The following is an 18,188-nucleotide window of genomic DNA, read 5'->3' on the forward strand; positions in this document are numbered from 1 at the left end:
TACGACGATCCGGGGTTACGCGGATCCCGGGTTACGACGATCCGAAGCTCGGGAGTTCGAGGCCGCCCAGCGAGCCGTTGCCACTCCGGACCGCGAAGTTGGTCGTGCAGCCGTTGAAGGTCACGTTGTCGACGTGCACGGTGCCGCTGCCGCTGTTGGGCTGGCTGGAGATCCCGTAATACTCGACGACCGTGGTCTTTCCGCCTGAGTTGGCGGCGGTGGTCAGCTCGGCGAGGGTGCCGGTCTGGCCCCGCGGGATCGTGCCCAGGGCGCGGGTTGCCCACCATTGATCGGACGACGCGGCGTCAGGCGCACCCGCTACGTCGGAAGCCGACCAGACCAGCGTCGCAAAGCCATTCCCTTCACCGGTGTTCGCGCCGGTCACCCGGATCTGCCAGTTCGCATTGCCCGTGGACTTGTGGAAGGTCAACGGCTTTCCGGCCAGCTGGGTCAACGGCAGATCACCCGCCGAGTGGTACGACGCCTGCCGCGGCACCTGCGGACTCGTCGTGAACTGCAGTGATCCGTCGTCGTCGTTCACGTTGGTGGCCGTGATCTTGCCTGCCAGACCGGTCTCGTCCGGGAAGCTGTTTCCCCAGCCGTTCGGCGCCGTCGGTGTCGCGATCCGCGCGCAGTTCGCCGACGACACCGGCGCCGCCGACGCCGTTGCCGGGACCATCAGGGATGCGGCACCCACGACCGCTCCGGCCGCAAGCACCCTGGTCATCACACGTTTCATCAGGTATTCGCCTCCGTCACATCGCCATTGGTGGACTTGGTTGCACTACGCAACAGACTCGCCGGTAACAGCGGCACATATCCGCTATCCACGGTTTCGGACATTTCCCCCGATGAGACGACAGGCGCCCTCGACACGACACGTGCCCGCCGGCTCGCCGAGCGAGCCAACGGGCACGTGTCGATTGGACCTCGTGGGAACGATCAGACGTCGCGTGGAACGATCAGACGCCGACCGCCGCGCCGGTCAACGGCGGGTTCGCCGACAGCACGGCATTCTCATCCTCGCTGAAAGCCCTTGCCCGCGAGAGGAATCGCACTCCTTCGGGGGACTCGAGGCTGAATCCGGCACCACGTCCGGGTACCACGTCGAGGATCAACTGCGTGTGTTTCCACAGTTCGAACTGGTCGCCATTGATCCAGACCCGTACCGCCGGAATGGGTTCGGGCAGATCGACCTCGCCGACCAGCACGTCGCGCTGGCCCACTCGGTACTCCCCGACGGGGTAGCACATGGGGGCGGAACCGTCACAGCATCCACCGGACTGGTGGATCATGAGTCCGCCGTGCAGCTCCGACAACTTGGTCAGGAGCTGCACGGCGGCGTCTGTGGCGACCACCCGATCAGGAACGTTCTGTTCGGTGGTCATCGTTGCACCTCTTCGGTTTAGAAGAATCCCTTCGCACTCTGAGCGTATCCGACCAGGAGGTTCTTGGTCTGCTGGTAGTGCTCGAGCATCATCAGGTGGGTCTCGCGTCCGATGCCGGACTGCTTGTATCCACCGAAGGCGGCGTGGGCCGGGTAGTCGTGGTAGGTGTTGGTCCACACACGACCGGCCTGGATCTCACGGCCCGCACGGTAGGCGGTGGCACCGTCGCGGCTCCACACGCCGGCACCGAGTCCGTAGAGGGTGTCGTTGGCGATGTGGATGGCGTCTGCGTAGTCCTTGAAGGTGGTCACGGCCAGCACCGGGCCGAAGATCTCTTCCTGGAAGATGCGCATCTTGTTGTGGCCGTCGAACACCGTCGGCTTGATGTAGTAGCCGCCGGAGAGGTCGCCGCCGAGGTCGGCCGGCTCGCCACCGATGAGGACCTTCGCGCCCTCTTCCTTTCCGATGGCCAGGTATGAGCTGATCTTCTCGAACTGGTCGTTGGAGGCCTGGGCGCCCATCATGGTGTCGGTGTCGAGCGGGTTGCCCTGCTTGATCTTCGAGACGCGGTCGACGGCCTTGCCGATGAAGTCGTCGTAGATGTCCTCCTGGATGAGCGCGCGGCTCGGGCAGGTGCAGACCTCACCCTGGTTCAGCGCGAACATCGAGAAGCCCTCGAGCGCACGATCGAGGAAGCCGTCGTCGGCGCTCATCACATCGTTGAAGAAGATGTTGGGGCTCTTGCCGCCGAGCTCGAGGGTGACCGGGATCAGGTTCTCCGACGCGTACTGCATGATCAGGCGGCCGGTCGTGGTCTCACCGGTGAAGGCGATCTTGCGGATGCGGTTGCTCGATGCGAGCGGCTTGCCCGCTTCCACACCGAAGCCGTTGACGACGTTGATCACGCCTGCGGGCAGCAGGTCGGCGATCAGGCTCATGACGTAGAGGATCGACGCGGGGGTCTGCTCGGCCGGTTTGAGGACGACGGCGTTACCTGCGGCGAGCGCAGGGGCGAGCTTCCACACGGCCATGAGGATCGGGAAGTTCCACGGGATGATCTGGCCGACCACACCGAGCGGCTCGTGGAAGTGGTAGGCGACGGTGTCCTCGTCGACCTCCGAGATCGAGCCTTCCTGGGCGCGCAGGGCGCCGGCGAAGTAGCGGAAGTGGTCGACGGCGAGCGGGATGTCGGCGGCGAGGGTCTCGCGGACCGCCTTGCCGTTGTCCCAGGTCTCGGCAACGGCGATCTTCTCCAGGTTCTCCTCGAGACGATCGGCGATGCGCAGCAGCACCAGCGAACGTTCGGCGACCGAGGTCTTGCCCCACTGCGGTGCGGCCTTGTGCGCGGCGTCGAGTGCGAGATCGATGTCCTCGGCGGTCGACCGGGCGACCTCGCAGAAGGTCTTGCCGTCGACCGGCGACGGATTCTCGAAGTACTGACCCTTCACCGGCGGGGTCCACTGACCACCGATCCAGTTGTCATAACGCGACTCAAAGCTCATCACCGAACCCTCGGTACCCGGCTTCGCGTAAACAGTCATGTGTGTCCAGCTCCTCAGTGCAGTAACAGGCGTCGGCCAGTTGCGGGATGCCACACCGAGCCGCGACGGCAGCCGATGTGATCTGTTCCACACAGTAGGAGGGCTGTGGTTGCAGCCACGTTGCAGATGCGTTCACAACGTTGCATCGCCGCGAAACCGCAGGTCAAGAGTCGTCGGCGGTCGACCCGATCCACCCGCCGTTGGCCCGACGTTGGGTCGGCCGAAAGGGGGAATTCGTACCGATTACCTGTTGCACAAGGCGGGATTTGCGGTAGTCAAGTCCCGGAAGGTGCATCGAGTTCACGAGAGGGTGGCGCCACGATGGTTCTCGCTCAGAACGATCCCGCACAACGCAACACGGCCGGCGCTCGCGACGAGTCCCACCCGCGTCCGCTCGTCACATTGGGCGTCGGCCTGCTGCTCGTGGTGCTGTGCATCGCGACCACCATCGCGGCGGCGCTGCTGCTCATCGGTTCGATGGCCGACGCGCAGCTCTGAGCCAGCCCGGGCCGCACACCCACGCCTCGGCGCGGCCGCCGCGCACCACCAAATGACGCAGCCATGCACTATAGCGAATTTGATATAGCCTATTCTGCGTGAAACGCCTGTTGGTGCTGGGGGGCTCGACCATGCTGGTGGCCGTCGCCCTTTTCTGGCCATGGATCATCGGGTATGCCGGGTCCACCGACGCAACCGACGATCCGGCATCCATCTCCGACTACCACGCCGATTACCGCATCGCCGCAGACGGCACTCTCGACGCGTCGGAGACGGTCACTGCCGACTTCCCGCCCGGACGCCACGGGATCTACCGCTTCTGGGACGTCGTCGACGCCTCCGATTCCTCCGCACGCCTCACCCCGACCGACATCCGTGTCCGTCTCGACGGCGGCGACGTGCCGGTCTCGACCTCCTGGCATCACAACGGGCGCTATCTGGTTGCCCGGATCGGCGATCCGGACCACCATCTCACCCCCGGCGCCCACACCTTCACCATCAGCTATGCGATCCACGGAGTGCTCGTCGCCGGGCCGCAGGGCCACGGCTCACTGTTGCGGTGGCGTGTGGTCGCCGACGGTTGGCAGATGCCGATACGCCGATCCACTGTCACGGTTCGGTTTCTGGCGAGGCCCACCGACGTGGCGTGTGACACCGCCGCGCGAGCCGGATGCACGGTCGGCACCCCGCCCGGTCAACCCGAGCGCGCCACGGTGACGACCGGGCCACTGCCGCCGCGCACCGGGGTGGCAGTGACTGCCACGCTTCCACTCGCGGCCCCGGCACGGACACAGGTGTCCTGGCCGCAGCAGTGGGATTCGATCCTCGGTCGCTCGCGAACCGGGGTGCTGGTGCTGACGGTGATCTCACTGATCACCCTGTGCCTGGGACTGTGCGCCACTTTCGGTGTGCCACGCCGGAATCCGGCTCCCACGGCCGCGCTCGAACCACCCGCGAACCCGGACGATCCCGCCCAGCCGCTCAATCCGGTCCAGCTGTTCGTCGCGGCACACGGCTCGATGCCCGCCAATGCCGTGTCGGTGATGATCGTCTACATGGCCGAACGCGGACTGGTGAAGTTACGCCGCAACGGGGAGAAGTGGTCGGTCATCTCACTGGCCACCACCGACGAATGGCAGCGTGCCGATCCGCTCTGCCGGCGGATGGGCGCAACGATGCGCATCCGCGGCGAGGGTTTGAAACTGGTCACCGGCACGGCCGCAGCAGCCGAGGCCTTGCACTCGGCCCGCACCAACCTCGCGGCGGCCACCGCGCAGTGGGCGGCCGACTCCGGGATCACGTTGCACACCAACGCACTTCGCAACTATCGCATCGTCGTCGGCGCTCTGTTCGTCGTCGCGTTGGTTGCCATGGCCGCCCAATGGACACCGTTCACGTTGGCAGTCCTACCGATCGCGGCGCTCGGTATCGGCAGCAGCGGATTGTTCGTCCGCGGCGCGACACTGCGTGATGGTCTGCGCCCCGCGGGCGAGCTGTCCCGACAGGCCGCGGGATTCGAACACCGACTTCGCAGAGCGTCCGCCACGGCCGGACCGGCCGGACCGGCCGACGTCTACTCGAGACTTCTCCCGTTCGCCATCATGTTCGGGTGTGCGACGACATGGACCAGTGGTCATCTCAAGGCATCCGGGCTCCACGCACTGCCGAGCTGGCTGTCCGGGACGGGCACCGCCGTCTCCGGCGACCTCGTCCACCCCGACCCCGCCACGTCGACGTTTCACAGCTTGAACTCCAGCGTGGTGGCCACGGCGTCGTCGTTCGGTGCGTCGAGCGGGTCGATGCACGCCGGCGGATTCGGGGGTGGTGGATTCGGGGGCGGGTTCAGTGGCGGGGGCGGGTTCAGTGGCGGGGGCGGCTACGGCGGTGGGGGTGGCGGCGGGGGCTCGTGGTGATCGGCGGTGACATCGCCGGCGGATGCCCCATCGGTGGTTCGCGTCGACGCAGATGAGCCACCTACGAATACAACTTCCACGGATCCGGCGCGACACGCCGTGGATTTCGCGTCGGCGGCCCGCTCACGTGGAAGTTGTATTCGTAGATCGGCCTGCTACACGACCACTGCGCCCGGGCACAGCAACGGAACGTCTCTCCGCACACGCGCATAGAGCCCGTCGAGCGTCTCACCGTGCCCGCTCACGGTGGTGAAGCGCGCGGTCGACCCGGTTCCGGCCGGCACGATGGACACCTCGACGAGAAACAGCGGAACCTGTGCGGACGCGCCGAACGCCACCTGGATTCGGCCGGGCCGATTCTCGACGAGATGGACCACCGGCTCGGACCCAGCCGGCGTCGGTCGGGCACCGATCACGGTGAGCAGCCGCTCATGGAGTTCGCCGGGCCCGACGGGGGCGGTGACCGTGGCAGCAGCGGTTGTTCCGTCCACCCCGACAGCAGGAGGCGGTGGAGGCGGAGGCGGCACCACCGCCGGCCGCGGCAGGTGCGGTCGGGGTTGCGCACCCGGCCACGTGGCCGGTCCGGCCGGACCGCCGGCAACGCCCCCGTTCTGCAGGCTCCGCGCGAATGCGGAACCGGTGCGACCCAATGCAGTACCGGTCCGGTGGGCGGTGTTGCCGAGCTGCGACAGTTGGGCGCCGAGGTTGCGCGGCCAGCCGACATTGCGCTGTCGGAGCACCGTGCCCACCGCTGCACACACCAGCGCGAGAATGAGACACGGAATCCCGAAGACCAGGCCGGAGGCATCAGTCGACGACGAGGTGGCGCCGGAGTAGTACTCGGTGGTCACCGTTGTCTCGATGCTCATGATCCCGAGGAGTCCGACGCCGAACAGCGGCAACGACATGCTGCGCAGCACCCCACCCGGCGTCACCGCGAACGCAGCGAGCAGCCCCACCCAGGCGACGACGGCACCGACGACCATCATTGCCAACGAACTCGCCACGAAGGCACCTGCCAGCACCGACAACGCACCGATTCCGGCAAGCGCGAACCCACCACGTCGGACCATGGGGGCGGCGCTACGGGAACTACCGAAATCCGACATGGGTGGACAGTACCCAGCACTTCCCGCAGCCGGTATCACCCGAACGGCCGATACCCAGGGCGGAACCCTTACACCCCGTATCGCTTGTCCAGCAACCTGATTCGCCCGCCGACCACGGCGCGGTCCGGATGTCCCACGGGGAGGCGGTGCTCGAGTCGGCGCCACGCGACGAGATCGTCGCGACCGTGGATCGATGACGTCCAGGTCCGCAGGGCGCCGACATCACCCTCGGCGATCACCCGTGACCGCACATCCTCACGGACCACTTCGAAGATCTCGCTGATGCCCGGTGCCGACGACTCCCCCAGCAGTCCGCCTCGGCCGAGTTCGTCGATCACCGACGACAGTTCGCCGCGCTCGGCGATGCGACGGCGCAGGTCCGCGACGTCGGAGGTCATGTCGACGGTCAGGCGGTAGGGCCGTGAGGTGACCACGTCGTTGCCGAGATCACGGCGCAGCCTCGAGATCTCGGCGCGCACGGTGACCGGGTCGATGCCGTCGCCGGCCAGGTGCATGGCCAGTTGTTCGGTATTGAGGCCCTCGGGATACTCCTGCAGCAGCAACAGGATCTCGGCGTGCCGGCGTGACAGCGTCCGCTCACCGGCCGGATCACCCTCCCGATGCCACCGATAGCTGTTGTCGCCCAACACCGTCAGCCGTGCGTCGCCCTTGTCCGCAGACGCCGCGAAGGTCGCCGGGTCGGCCAGGTTGACCGCCTGGGACTGCAGTTCGCGCTCGACTGCGGCCACCACCGAGCGGACGGCGGCCAGGGCGAACGGTGCGGCCACCTCGCGACCGCCGGTCACGTCGATGACGCCGATGACATGTCCGGTCACCGGGTCGTGGACGGGCGCGGCGGCACAGCTGAAATCCTGCACCGAGCCCGCGAAGTGTTCCGGGCCGATCACCTGCACACCCTTGCCGACCGCGAGCGCCAGGCCCGGGGCATTGGTGCCGACGACGTCCTCACTCCACACCGAACCCTCGACGAAGTTGATGCGGCTCGCCCGGTCGACGGCGTCGGTGCTGCCCTCGACCCACAGCAGTCGGCCGACCTGATCGGTGAGGGCGACGACGACGCCGGAGTCGGCGATGTCGTCGAGCATCAACGACTGCACGAGCGGGCGCACCGACGTGATCGGATGAGCCTCGCGATACCGCGTGAACTCGGCCATCGTCATCGTCGCGCTGGTGTCGTCCTCGGGGAGCGCCTCGGTCGGATCGACCCCGCGCGACATCGACCTCGACCACGAATCGCGCACCACGGAACGCACCGCGTCGGAGGGCGGTGTGATGCCGGAGAGGAAATCCTCATAGGCACGCCGGATGCGCGACGAGCCGAGTTCGGTCATAGGTCTTCTCTCAATTGCCTCTGTGCGGTCGATTATGCCAAGTCGGGTGTGACGCGGGCTACAGGCGGCCTGCGATCCGTCCCGAACGACCTCGGGATTCACGCAGGCGGTCACGGTAGCCAGGCGTTGCGACGCGGGTACCTCGCCCGCAGATATCCGTATAAATAGGTGCTGATCAGCAGTGCGACGGCGCTGCCGACGGCCGGCCACAAGAAAACGTTGTTCATCGAATCCCTGATCGCCGCCACCGCCCAGCCGATCGCGAGCAGGATCACCGCGATCGTTGCGAGCAACCGGATCACCAGCACGACGGTGGTGATGACCCACCACGCGGTGACACGTGCACGCTGGGCGTCCGGGGCCATGGGCACAGGTTAGCCAGGGCCCACGACACCACGCATGACATCGGGTATACCCTTGCGGTCCCCTGTTCGTCGGGGTGGCGGCCGGCGGTCATCCAACGTTGCACCACGATCCCCCCCGACAGCGGACAATGGGCGCATGCGCACACTCCTCAACATCATCTGGCTGGTGCTCTGCGGGTTCTGGATGGCGATCGGATACGTCGTCGCCGGAATCATCTGCTGCATCCTGATCATCACGATCCCCTTCGGCATCGCGTCCTTCCGGATCGCCAACTACGCACTGTGGCCGTTCGGGAGAACCGTCGTGCGCAAACCACAGGCAGGTGCCGCGTCGACCATCGGCAACATCATCTGGCTGATCTTCGCCGGGATCTGGCTGGCCATCGGGCACATCACCTCCGGCATCGCGTTGTACCTGACGATCATCGGCATCCCGCTGGGCATCGCCAGTTTCAAGATGGTGCCGTTGTCACTGCTACCACTCGGCGCCGAGATCGTCGACGCCGACCAGCCGCAGGCGGGCTACATCGCCACCCCGCCCCCGCCGCAGCGGTACTGACCCATCCGAACGGGCGTCGAGTCCGAACTTCGGGCATGACAACCTCGGGTCCACCGGCACCCCGCACCAGCCGTCCCCACCGTGTCGCGGTGGTGGGCAGTGGCGTCGCAGGTCTGGTTGCCGCCTACCGGCTCTCCGCCGACGCCGACGTCACCCTGTTCGAGGCCGATCACCGTCTCGGTGGCCACGCCCACACGCACTCGATCACACAGTCCGGGGTCGGCGGCACCGTCGCCGTCGACTCCGGGTTCATCGTCCACAACGACCGCACCTACCCCACCCTGCTGCGGCTCTTCGACGAGCTCGCGGTGCCGACCCAGGAGACCGACATGTCGATGTCGGTGCACTCCGAACGCACCGGTCTGGAATATGCGGGAGCCCTGGGCCTCTCGGGGCTCATCCCGACCGCGCGCACCCTCACCCGGGGCCGTTACCTGTGGATGCTCGGCGAGGTCGTGCGCTTCCATCGCGCCGCACGCAAGGTCCTCGACACCCCCGACTCCGACGAGCCGATCACCGAGTTCGTCGCCCGCGAGAAGCTGTCGGATTACTTCGTCGATAACTTCCTGCTGCCCCTGATCGCCGCGGTGTGGTCGTGCGATGCGCGCACCGCACAGGCCTATCCGGCGCGCTACCTGTTCACCTTCCTGGCCCACCACGGGATGCTGTCGGTGTTCGGGTCGCCGACGTGGCGGACCGTCGTCGGCGGTTCGATCACCTACGTCGACGCCGTCGCCGACCACCTGCGTGCCCATCGCGGTCGCATCCACCTCGGCGCGCCGGTGCGCTCCGTCGAGGATCTCGGTACCGCGGTCGCGGTCACCGCCGACGGTCACCCCACCGAGCAGTTCGACGCCGTCGTCCTCGCGACCCATCCGCACCAGGCCCTCACCGCACTCGGCCACCCGACCGCCGCGCAGCGACGGGTCCTCGGCGCCATCTCCTACTGCGCGAAACCCGCTGTCCTACACACCGATATCTCGTTGCTGCCGCACGCCCGCCGGGCCTGGGCGTCCTGGAATTACCAGATCCGCGCCGACCACGCACCGACCGACGCGCTCGATGGTTCCGGCGTCGCCGTCACCTACGACATGACGCGTCTGATGCGGCTGCCCACCGCCGACCCCCGCATGCTCGTCACCCTCGGCCGCACCGACCTCGTGGACGAATCGACGATTCTCGCCGAGATGACCTACGAGCACCCGATCTACACCACCGAATCGGTTGCTGCACAAGCACTCCTCCCCGATATCGACAGTGATCGCATCGTATTCGCCGGCGCCTACCACGGGTGGGGATTCCACGAGGACGGCGCGGCGTCCGGCGAGCGCGCCGCCCGGCGGCTGGCCGATTCCCTCCACCGTGTGGCCACCGAATCCGTTGCCCTCCAGGATGATCCGACATGATCGGCCCGGCATCGCCCGCGACCCGGTTACCGGCCGTCGTCGCCACGCGCATCACCCACACGCGGCGTTCACCGCTGCGCCACACGTTCACCTACCGCAGCAGTTCGTGGCTCATCGATGTCGATGCACCACCCCGGTTTCGTGGTCTGCTGCGCCTGGCCGCCGATGTCCGGGCCGCCGACCATTTCCCGGAGCCGATGCGGCCGGGACAGTCGTTGCGGCAGCGTCTCGACGGTCATCTGCGCAGCGCGGGTGTCGCACCCGCCGACGGCCCGGTGTGCGCGCTGCTCTCGCCTCGCGTCGCCGGATACACGTTCAATCCGCTCAGCGTCTTCTGGTGCCACGATGCCGACGGCGCCCTCGCGCATGTGGTGGCCGAGGTGCACAACACCTACGGCGAGCGCCACTGCTATATCGTGACGCCCGACGCCGACGGCCGTGCCGAGGTGGACAAGGAGTTCTACGTCTCACCGTTCCACGATGTCTCCGGCCGCTATCGGCTACGTGTCCCCGAGCCGGATGACCAAGGCCGCGTGTCGGTCTCGATCATCCTCGACCGCCCGGGAGCCGGGCCCTTCGTCGCCGCCCTGACCGGACACGCCCGCCCGGCGACGGCCCGTGCGATCGTTGGAGCCCAACTGCGCACGCCTCTCGCCCCGCTCGTCGTCTCCGCCCGAATCCGGCTGCAGGGCATCGGATTATGGGCCCGCCGACTCCCGGTCCAACCCCGTCCCGATCATCTCGTTCATTCCACTCTCGCCTCCACCGCGACGAAAGGACACCGATGAGCACCCCCATCCATCGACCCGACGACTCCGAGGTCACCCCACCCGACGCCGGACGCTGGCCCGACGCCGCCGCGATCCCCACCGGCCGATCCGCGCGGGTCCGGGGCGCGGCGGCGTCCTGGCTGTTCCGACACGCCACCGCCGGACTCGACGTGCGCATCGAGTATCCGGACGGCACCCGCGGCGGCCGCCGTACCGACGATGTGCAGCCGCGCATGATCATTCGGCGTCCCACCGACTTCTCCCGACGCGTCGGCTCGCACGGGTTGATCGGATTCGGCGAGTCGTTCATGGCCGGCGACTGGAGCACCGACGACCTCGTTGGCGTCCTCACCCCGTTCGCCTCCCGGGTCGCGCGACTGGTCCCCCGACCCCTGCAGGCCCTGCGCCGGGTGGTGTTGCCGAAACACCCCGAGGACGAAGAGAACACGACGGCCAACACCCGCTCCAACATCTCGCGCCACTACGACCTGTCCAACGACTTGTTCGCCACCTTCCTCGACGAGACGATGACATATTCGAGCGCACTGTTCGTCGACCCCGAGTTCTCGTCCGAACACGCTGTGCTGCACCCACTCTGGGATGATCTCGCCGACGCCCAACGCCGGAAGGTGGACCGGCTGCTCGACCTCGCCGGCGTCGGGGAGGGCACGCGACTGCTCGAGATCGGAACGGGCTGGGGCGAATTGTGCCTGCGTGCCGCGGCGCGCGGGGCCACGGTCCGTTCGGTCACCCTGTCCTCCGAGCAGCGCGAGCTGGCGTTGCGTCGCGTCGCCGACGCCGGGTTCGCCGACAAGGTGCAGATCGATCTCCTCGACTACCGCGAGGTCGACGGCACCTACGACGCCGTCGTGTCGGTCGAGATGATCGAGGCGGTCGGTGAAAAGTATTGGCCGACATACTTCTCCACCATCGACCGCGTTCTCGCGCCCGGCGGGAAGGTCGCGATCCAGGCCATCACCATGCCGCACGATCGCATGCGCGCATCCCGCCACACCTACACCTGGGTGCACAAGTACATCTTCCCCGGCGGTCAACTCACCTCGCTGCCCGCGCTGCGCGCCGTCACCGACAAGCACACGACGCTGCGGCTGACCGACTCGCTGTCGATGGGCGCGCACTACGCCGAGACGCTGAGGCTCTGGCGCGAACGCTTCGATTCCCACCGGCGCCGGATCGCCGACCTCGGCTTCGACGCCACCTTCATGCGGATGTGGCAGTTCTATCTCGCCTACTCCGAGGCCGGATTCCGGGCCGGATACCTCGACGTCCACCAGTTGCTGTTCACCCGCAGCACGACCGGCACGGCTTCCCGGGAGCGGTCATGACCGGTTGGACGGGATTCCTCGTCCTGACATTGTCGTCGCTGATCCTGCTCGCGGTGATGCAGGCGATCACCTTCGCGATCGGCTACCGGATCGGGCGTTTCAACGTCGTCGACGTCACGTGGGGCCTCGGATTCGTCGCGGTCGCCTGGCTGTCGCTGATCCTCGGTGGCGGCGATCCCACGCGCCGCTGGCTGCTGGCGTTGGGTGTGAGCGTGTGGGGGCTGAGACTGGCCTGGCACATGGTGGGCAAGTCGAAGGGCAAGGGTGAGGACCCGCGCTACACCGAGATGCTGGAACGCTCCGGCGGCAACGGTTTCGCAGTCGTTGCCCGCAAGATCTTCGCGACGCAGGGGGCCGCGCAGTGGTTCGTGTCGCTGCCGATCCAGGTGTCGGCGGTCGCCGGCCCCACCCCCGCACTCGCATGGATCGTCGGCGGCCTGGGCATCGCACTGTTCGCCCTCGGGCTGTGCTTCGAGGCAATCGGTGACGCGCAACTGCGCGCCTTCAAGGCCGATCCCGCCAACAAGGGCGCGATCATGGATCGCGGACTCTGGGCGTGGACACGTCACCCCAACTACTTCGGCGACGCGTCGGTGTGGTGGGGCATCTGGCTGTTGGCGGCGACGTCGGGAGCGATGACCACCGGTCCCACGCTCGTCCCGTGTCCCGGCGTCCTCACCGTCCTGTCACCGGTGGTGATGACCTACTTCCTCGTGTTCGCCACCGGCGCCCGGTTGCTGGAGAAGTCGATGAGCACGCGACCCGGCTATCCCGAGTACCAGCAACGCACCTCGTATTTCTTCCCGCTGCCGCCCTCATCGACGCCAACGGCCGACTCCCGCGCCACGCCATGACCGCCGGGTTGGCGGTGGCCCGGCCGTCAGGCCGCACGATGACCCGGCCGGCAGGCCGCCCGATGACACAGCCGGCAGTCCGCCCGGTGTCACCGTTGCTCGGCCCGTCGACGACCGCACCGGGTGTTCTCCGGGCGAGCCGGACACCCGAATCGTTGAGCGCCCCCCTGCCGCGGGTTAGGGTGATCGGCGATGAGATCAGAGGCGTCGAGGTGACGGCAACCGACGGCCGCGAGGATGCGGCGCTGCCGGATCTGCTGGCGCGGATCGCCGACGGCGACTCGGCGGCGTTCGCCGAGTTCTATGACCGGACCGGGGATCGCGTGTACGGCATGGTCCTTCGCGTTCTGCGCGATCCGGGATACAGCGAGGAGACCACGCAGGAGGTGTTCCTGCAGGTGTGGCGGTCGGCCGACAAGTTCGATCCGGCTGCCGGTTCGGCGTTGAGCTGGCTGATCACCCTGGCGCACCGACGCGCGGTCGATCGGGTGCGCTCCGAGGTCGCCGGTGATCGGCGGGAGACGACCTACAGCCAGGCCACGGCGTCGATCAACTTCGATCAGGTCGCCGACGCCGTCGAGGTCCGGGAGGCACGTGAACGCGTCATCAACTGCCTCGGCAGTCTCACCGACATCCAGCGCGAGTCGGTGTCGCTCGCGTACTACCGCGGACTGACCTACCGGGAGGTCGCCGAGCAGCTCTCGGTCGCCCTGCCGACGATCAAGTCGCGTATCCGGGACGGTCTGGCGCGTCTGCGGGAATGCCTGGGGGATCGTGATGTCTGACGACGAACTGCTCGCGATGGCGCCGCTGATGGGGCTCGATGCCCTGTCACCGGCCGAGCTGGACTCGGTCCGACGCCGTCGTGCCCGGGCCGACGAGGCGGTACGTGCGGAGTTCGACGCCCTCGTGGCCGCGACCCGGGAGACGATGGCCACGGTCAGCGCGTCGACCGCCACGGCCCCGCCCGCCGAACTGCGCGCCCGGCTGTTGGCTGCGGCCACGGCGGAAGCCCGGGAGGCCACCGGATCGAGCACCGCCGGGGTCCGCGAGATCCGCCCGCGATCGGCCGATGACGCCGCACGCGCTGATGCCCCGACGGCCGGGCCGTCGGGCGGTGCTGCGGCAACTCCCGACGTCGCCCGGACCGGACGCCGGATTGCCTATCTCGCCGCTGCCGCGGTGGTCGCCGTCGCGGTCGGAGCCATCGGATGGGCCATCGGCAGTGGACTGCCGAGCAAGACCACCACCGAGCAGCCCACCGCCGCCAAGGTGTTCAGCGCCAAGGACGTTCGGGTGAGCTCCGGGGCGGTGGCCACCGGGCGCGCGTCGGTGACCTACTCCGAGCGCGCCGATGCCGCGGTCCTGGTGATGAACGACGTTCCGCCGCCCCAGCCCGGCACCGTCTACCAGATGTGGCTGCTCGGCCCGCAGGGCGCCACCTTGGCCGGCACGATGACCGACAAGGACATCGCGCCCTCGACGACTGCTGTCATCCCCCACATCGGCGACGCGACGGCACTGGGTTTCAGTGTCGAACCCGCTGCCGGCGCAACGTCTCCCGGTTCTATCGTCGCCGAGCTCCCGCTGCGCTGATCATGTCGCCCAACACGGCTCCCGTCCCCTCGGCGACGGGAGCCGACTCGGCCACGAACTGCTCACCTATTGACAGAACACCCGGCCGCCACAACACTTGTTGCAACAGATGCGCAGCGTTGCGCACAGAGCAACATCGTGAACCGTCGTCCTTCGGCGCTCGCGCACGTCCACGCGCCCGTGCGAGCCCTGACCGCCACCGTGGGTGCGTCCCCCGATCTCGTTCGTGTTCGCTGTCTCATCATGTTCATCCCGTCTTCGTCACACACCGTGAGAGCACCATCCACCCAACGCGGAGAGGCCACTTCACGTGAGCACCACCGATCAATCCGTCTCGTCGGACACCTTTTCATCACCGCTTCTGGGCGAGGCCCAACTGTTCACCGCCGGGCGGTGGCATCACGCCGCCGACGGCGGTACCCGCGAGATCATCGACCCCGCGCTCGGTGAGAGCTTCATCCGGGTCGACGAGGCCACCCCCGAGGACGTGACCGCGGCGATCGCGGCCGCCCGCACCACCTTCGACGACGGCCGTTGGCCGGCCACCCCGGTCGCCGAACGCGCCGCACTGCTGCGCCGCATCGCCGATCTCCTCGTCCGGGACAAGGCCGAACTCGCCCGCATCGAGACCCTCGACACCGGAAAAACGCTGGCCGAGAGCGAGATCGACATCGACGACGTCGAGTCGGTTTTCCGCTATTACGCAAGTCTGGTGGAGACCGAGGCCGATCGGGCCGTCGACACCGGGGTGCCCGGGGTGATCAGTCGGGTGGTGCGCGAACCTATCGGGGTCTGTGTGCTGATCGCACCGTGGAACTATCCACTTCTGCAGATCTCGTGGAAGATCGCCCCTGCGTTGGCCGCCGGTTGCACAATGGTCGCCAAGCCCAGCGAGGTCACCCCGCTGAGCACCATCGCGTTCGTCCGGTTGTGCGAGGAGGCCGGTGTGCCTGCAGGTGTGCTGAATCTCGTTCAGGGAGCCGGTTCGTCGCTGGGTGCCGCACTCACCGACACCGACGAGGTCGATTTCATCTCGTTCACCGGCGGGCTCGCCACCGGGCGGATCATCTCCGAGACCGCCGCGCGTCACGTCACCAAGGTCGCCGTCGAACTCGGCGGAAAGAACCCGCACATCGTCTTCGCCGACGCCGACTGGGACTCGTCGGTCGAACAGGTACTCGCCGGGGTGTTCCTGCACTCGGGCCAGGTCTGTTCGTCGGGAACGCGCCTCATCGTCCACGAGTCCATCGCCGACGAGTTCGTCGACGCCCTCGTCGCCCGGGCCGGCCAGATCGTCATGGGCAACGGTCTCGACCCGGCAGCCAAGACCGGCCCCCTGGTGTCGCAGGCCCAGCTGGACAAGATGAACGCCCACGTCGCATCGGCCATCGCCGAGGGGGCACAGTTACGCTGCGGCGGCGGCCATCCCGAACGTGAGGGGCTCGCACCCGGCGGATACTGGTTCGCGCCCACCATCTTCGACCACTGCGATCGCATGATGTCGGTGGTCCGCGACGAGACCTTCGGGCCGATCCTGACCGTCGAGCGATTCAGCACCGAGGAGCAGGCACTCACCCTGGGCAACGACACCGACTACGGCCTGGCCGCCGGGGTACGCACCTCCGACGCCGCGCTGGGCGAACGCATGGTGCGCGGGCTGCGCCATGGGACGGTGTGGCTCAACGACTTCGGCTACTACACCCCGGCAGCCGAATGGGGTGGATTCGGGAAGTCCGGCAACGGACGTGAACTCGGCCCCACCGGTCTCGCGGAATACCAAGAGACCAAACATATCTGGCACAACACCGCGCCGTCGGCGTCGCAGTGGTTCACTCCGCACGAGGATGATCAACAGAAGGACGATCAATGAGTACAGCTCCCACTGGTGCGCCGAAGGATTCGGCGGACGAATCGTACGGCCTGTCCGACTTCGGCTACAAGGAGTCCCTCGACCGCTCCATCGGCAAGTTCGCCAGCTTCGCCGCGGGCGTCAGCTACATCTCGATCCTGACCGGCACCTTCCAGCTGTTCTACGTCGGTTTCGGCAACGCCGGCCCGGCCTATCTGTGGTCGTGGCCGATGGTCTTCGTCGGGCAGCTCTGCGTCGCACTATGTTTCATGGAGCTCGCCGCCAAGTACCCGGTGGCCGGATCGGTCTACAACTGGGCCAAGCGACTCGGGAGCCAACGCGTCGGCTGGTCGGCGGGCTGGCTGATGTTCACCGCATCGGTGGTCACCCTCGCGGCGGTCGCCCTGGCGATGCAGCTCAATCTGCCCCGACTGTGGAGCGGCTTCCAGATCTACGGCAGCGGTGACGATGCCACCGACTATGCGGTCAATGCGGTCATCCTCGGCGCGATCCTCATCGCTCTGACCACGGCCATCAACGCCTGGAGCGTACGGCTGATGTCATTGATCAATTCCGTCGGTGTGTTCGTCGAGCTGATCGCGGCGGTGTTGATCGCGATCATTCTGGCCTGCAACATCACTCGTGGTCCGCAGATCTTCTTCTCCACCAACGGCTATGGCGCGGGCGAGAGCAGCGGCTATCTCGGTGCGTTCCTGATCGCGTCGCTGGCCTCCGGGTACGTGATGTACGGCTTCGACACCGCGAGTTCGCTCGGTGAGGAGACCGTCGAACCCCGCCGAACCGCACCCAAGGCGATCCTGCGGGCCATTCTCGCCTCGTTCGTGATCGGCGGTGCCATCCTGGTATTCGCGATCATGGCCGCGCCGAACCTGTCGGATCCGAAGCTCGGTGACGCCTCCGGTGGCCTGCAGTACATCGTCGAGCAGGTGATGTGGGGGCCGGCGAGCAAGGTCTTCCTCGTCGCGATCGTCGTCGCGGTCTTCGTCTGCTCACTGGCCGTGCACACCGCGGCCATTCGCCTGATGTTCGCGATGGCCCGCGACAATGCCCTGCCCTTCGGTGAGAAACTCGCCAAGGTCGATTCCGTCCGGCAGACCCCGGTGATCCCGTCGCTGGTCATCGGGATCGTCGCCGTCCTCATTCTCGTCATCAATGTCGGTCAGCCCAAGATCTTCACCGTGCTGACCTCCATCGCGATCATCATGATCTACCTGGCCTACCTCCTGGTCACCGGGCCGTTGCTGGCCAAGCGGTTTCGCGGGGAGTGGCCGCCGAAGGACCTGGCCGAGGGCGGATACTTCACCATGGGCCGGTGGGGCCTGCCGGTGAACATCGTCGCCGTGGTCTGGGGTGTGGGCATGGCGCTCAACCTCGCGTGGCCACGCTCGGAGATCTACGGCGAACCCTGGTACAACACCTGGGGCGCCTTCGTCTACATCGGCATCATCTTCGGCGTCGGCTTCCTCTGGTACCTCACCGTCGGCCGTCGCCACATCGGCGTGCTCGAATCCCACTCCACCGCAACAAAGCTGCCCACCGCCGACGAGATCGGCGGCGGACTGTGAGCGACTGTCCTGCCGGTCATATACCGCCTCGTCACCTCACCCCCGAAAGGATCTGA

Annotated in this window: 17 protein-coding genes; 11 read left to right on the forward strand and 6 right to left on the reverse strand. The window is 67.3% G+C overall.

Features of this window, described 5'->3' with window-relative positions; genetic code table 11:
- Positions 1-31: 31 nt before the first annotated feature.
- The 3 genes from QNM97_RS22505 to exaC all read right to left on the reverse strand — a co-directional run bounded on the left by QNM97_RS22505 (position 32) and on the right by exaC (position 2,929).
- Positions 32-739 carry a hypothetical protein gene (locus QNM97_RS22505; RefSeq protein WP_283820403.1) on the reverse strand — a complete coding sequence of 236 codons (708 nt, stop codon included), beginning with the start codon at positions 737-739 and terminating at the stop codon, positions 32-34.
- A 223-nt stretch (positions 740-962) separates the two neighbouring features.
- The gene (locus QNM97_RS22510; RefSeq protein WP_283820404.1) at positions 963-1,388 is read right to left on the reverse strand and encodes a DUF779 domain-containing protein; all 426 of its coding nucleotides are present in this window, start codon (positions 1,386-1,388) and stop codon (positions 963-965) included.
- Between the two features lie 17 nt (positions 1,389-1,405).
- A complete protein-coding gene (gene exaC / locus QNM97_RS22515) occupies positions 1,406-2,929 on the reverse strand; it encodes an acetaldehyde dehydrogenase ExaC (RefSeq protein ID WP_079928414.1) in 1,524 nt (507 codons plus the stop codon).
- Positions 2,930-3,250: 321 nt separating this feature from the next.
- Here exaC and QNM97_RS22520 point away from each other — a divergent pair, with 321 nt between their 5' ends.
- A complete protein-coding gene (locus QNM97_RS22520) occupies positions 3,251-3,427 on the forward strand; it encodes a hypothetical protein (RefSeq protein WP_283820405.1) in 177 nt (58 codons plus the stop codon).
- A gap of 98 nt (positions 3,428-3,525) precedes the next feature.
- Positions 3,526-5,340: a DUF2207 domain-containing protein gene (locus QNM97_RS22525; protein ID WP_283820406.1), complete on the forward strand. Its 1,815-nt coding sequence runs from the start codon at positions 3,526-3,528 to the stop codon at positions 5,338-5,340.
- A 155-nt stretch (positions 5,341-5,495) separates the two neighbouring features.
- On the opposite strand, the gene QNM97_RS22530 is transcribed toward QNM97_RS22525, so the two are convergent.
- From QNM97_RS22530 to QNM97_RS22540, 3 genes are all read right to left on the reverse strand, one after another.
- Positions 5,496-6,449 (reverse strand): hypothetical protein, encoded by a 954-nt coding sequence (locus QNM97_RS22530; protein WP_283820407.1) that lies wholly within the window; start codon positions 6,447-6,449, stop codon positions 5,496-5,498.
- Positions 6,450-6,517: 68 nt separating this feature from the next.
- Complete coding sequence (locus tag QNM97_RS22535) at positions 6,518-7,801, reverse strand: GAF domain-containing protein (protein ID WP_283820408.1); 1,284 nt, start codon at positions 7,799-7,801, stop codon at positions 6,518-6,520.
- 110 nt (positions 7,802-7,911) lie between these two features.
- A complete protein-coding gene (locus QNM97_RS22540; protein ID WP_283820409.1) occupies positions 7,912-8,166 on the reverse strand; it encodes a hypothetical protein in 255 nt (84 codons plus the stop codon).
- A gap of 136 nt (positions 8,167-8,302) precedes the next feature.
- Between QNM97_RS22540 and QNM97_RS22545 the strand changes: the two genes are divergently transcribed.
- The 9 genes from QNM97_RS22545 to QNM97_RS22585 all read left to right on the forward strand — a co-directional run bounded on the left by QNM97_RS22545 (position 8,303) and on the right by QNM97_RS22585 (position 18,132).
- The gene (locus QNM97_RS22545) at positions 8,303-8,725 is read left to right on the forward strand and encodes a YccF domain-containing protein (protein ID WP_283820410.1); all 423 of its coding nucleotides are present in this window, start codon (positions 8,303-8,305) and stop codon (positions 8,723-8,725) included.
- A 35-nt stretch (positions 8,726-8,760) separates the two neighbouring features.
- Entirely contained in the window at positions 8,761-10,131 is a 1,371-nt protein-coding gene (locus QNM97_RS22550; RefSeq protein ID WP_283820411.1) for an NAD(P)/FAD-dependent oxidoreductase, read from the forward strand.
- Positions 10,128-10,919: a DUF1365 domain-containing protein gene (locus QNM97_RS22555; protein WP_283820412.1), complete on the forward strand. Its 792-nt coding sequence runs from the start codon at positions 10,128-10,130 to the stop codon at positions 10,917-10,919. The genes QNM97_RS22550 and QNM97_RS22555 overlap by 4 nt, the downstream gene beginning before the upstream one ends.
- Positions 10,916-12,247 carry an SAM-dependent methyltransferase gene (locus QNM97_RS22560; protein WP_283820413.1) on the forward strand — a complete coding sequence of 444 codons (1,332 nt, stop codon included), beginning with the start codon at positions 10,916-10,918 and terminating at the stop codon, positions 12,245-12,247. Before QNM97_RS22555 ends, QNM97_RS22560 begins: the two co-directional genes overlap by 4 nt.
- Positions 12,244-13,101, forward strand: a complete 858-nt coding sequence (locus QNM97_RS22565) for a DUF1295 domain-containing protein (protein WP_283820414.1) — start codon at positions 12,244-12,246, stop codon at positions 13,099-13,101. Before QNM97_RS22560 ends, QNM97_RS22565 begins: the two co-directional genes overlap by 4 nt.
- A 212-nt stretch (positions 13,102-13,313) precedes the next feature.
- Positions 13,314-13,886, forward strand: a complete 573-nt coding sequence (gene sigK / locus QNM97_RS22570; protein ID WP_283823291.1) for an ECF RNA polymerase sigma factor SigK — start codon at positions 13,314-13,316, stop codon at positions 13,884-13,886.
- Positions 13,879-14,697, forward strand: a complete 819-nt coding sequence (locus QNM97_RS22575) for an anti-sigma factor (protein ID WP_283820415.1) — start codon at positions 13,879-13,881, stop codon at positions 14,695-14,697. The genes sigK and QNM97_RS22575 overlap by 8 nt, the downstream gene beginning before the upstream one ends.
- Before the next feature lie 361 nt (positions 14,698-15,058).
- The gene (locus QNM97_RS22580) at positions 15,059-16,567 is read left to right on the forward strand and encodes an aldehyde dehydrogenase family protein (protein WP_283823292.1); all 1,509 of its coding nucleotides are present in this window, start codon (positions 15,059-15,061) and stop codon (positions 16,565-16,567) included.
- Complete coding sequence (locus QNM97_RS22585) at positions 16,564-18,132, forward strand: APC family permease (RefSeq protein ID WP_283820416.1); 1,569 nt, start codon at positions 16,564-16,566, stop codon at positions 18,130-18,132. Before QNM97_RS22580 ends, QNM97_RS22585 begins: the two co-directional genes overlap by 4 nt.
- Positions 18,133-18,188 lie beyond the last annotated feature (56 nt).

The sequence above is a fragment of the Gordonia sp. L191 genome (genome assembly GCF_030077625.1).
GTDB classification, from domain to species: domain Bacteria; phylum Actinomycetota; class Actinomycetes; order Mycobacteriales; family Mycobacteriaceae; genus Gordonia; species Gordonia polyisoprenivorans_A.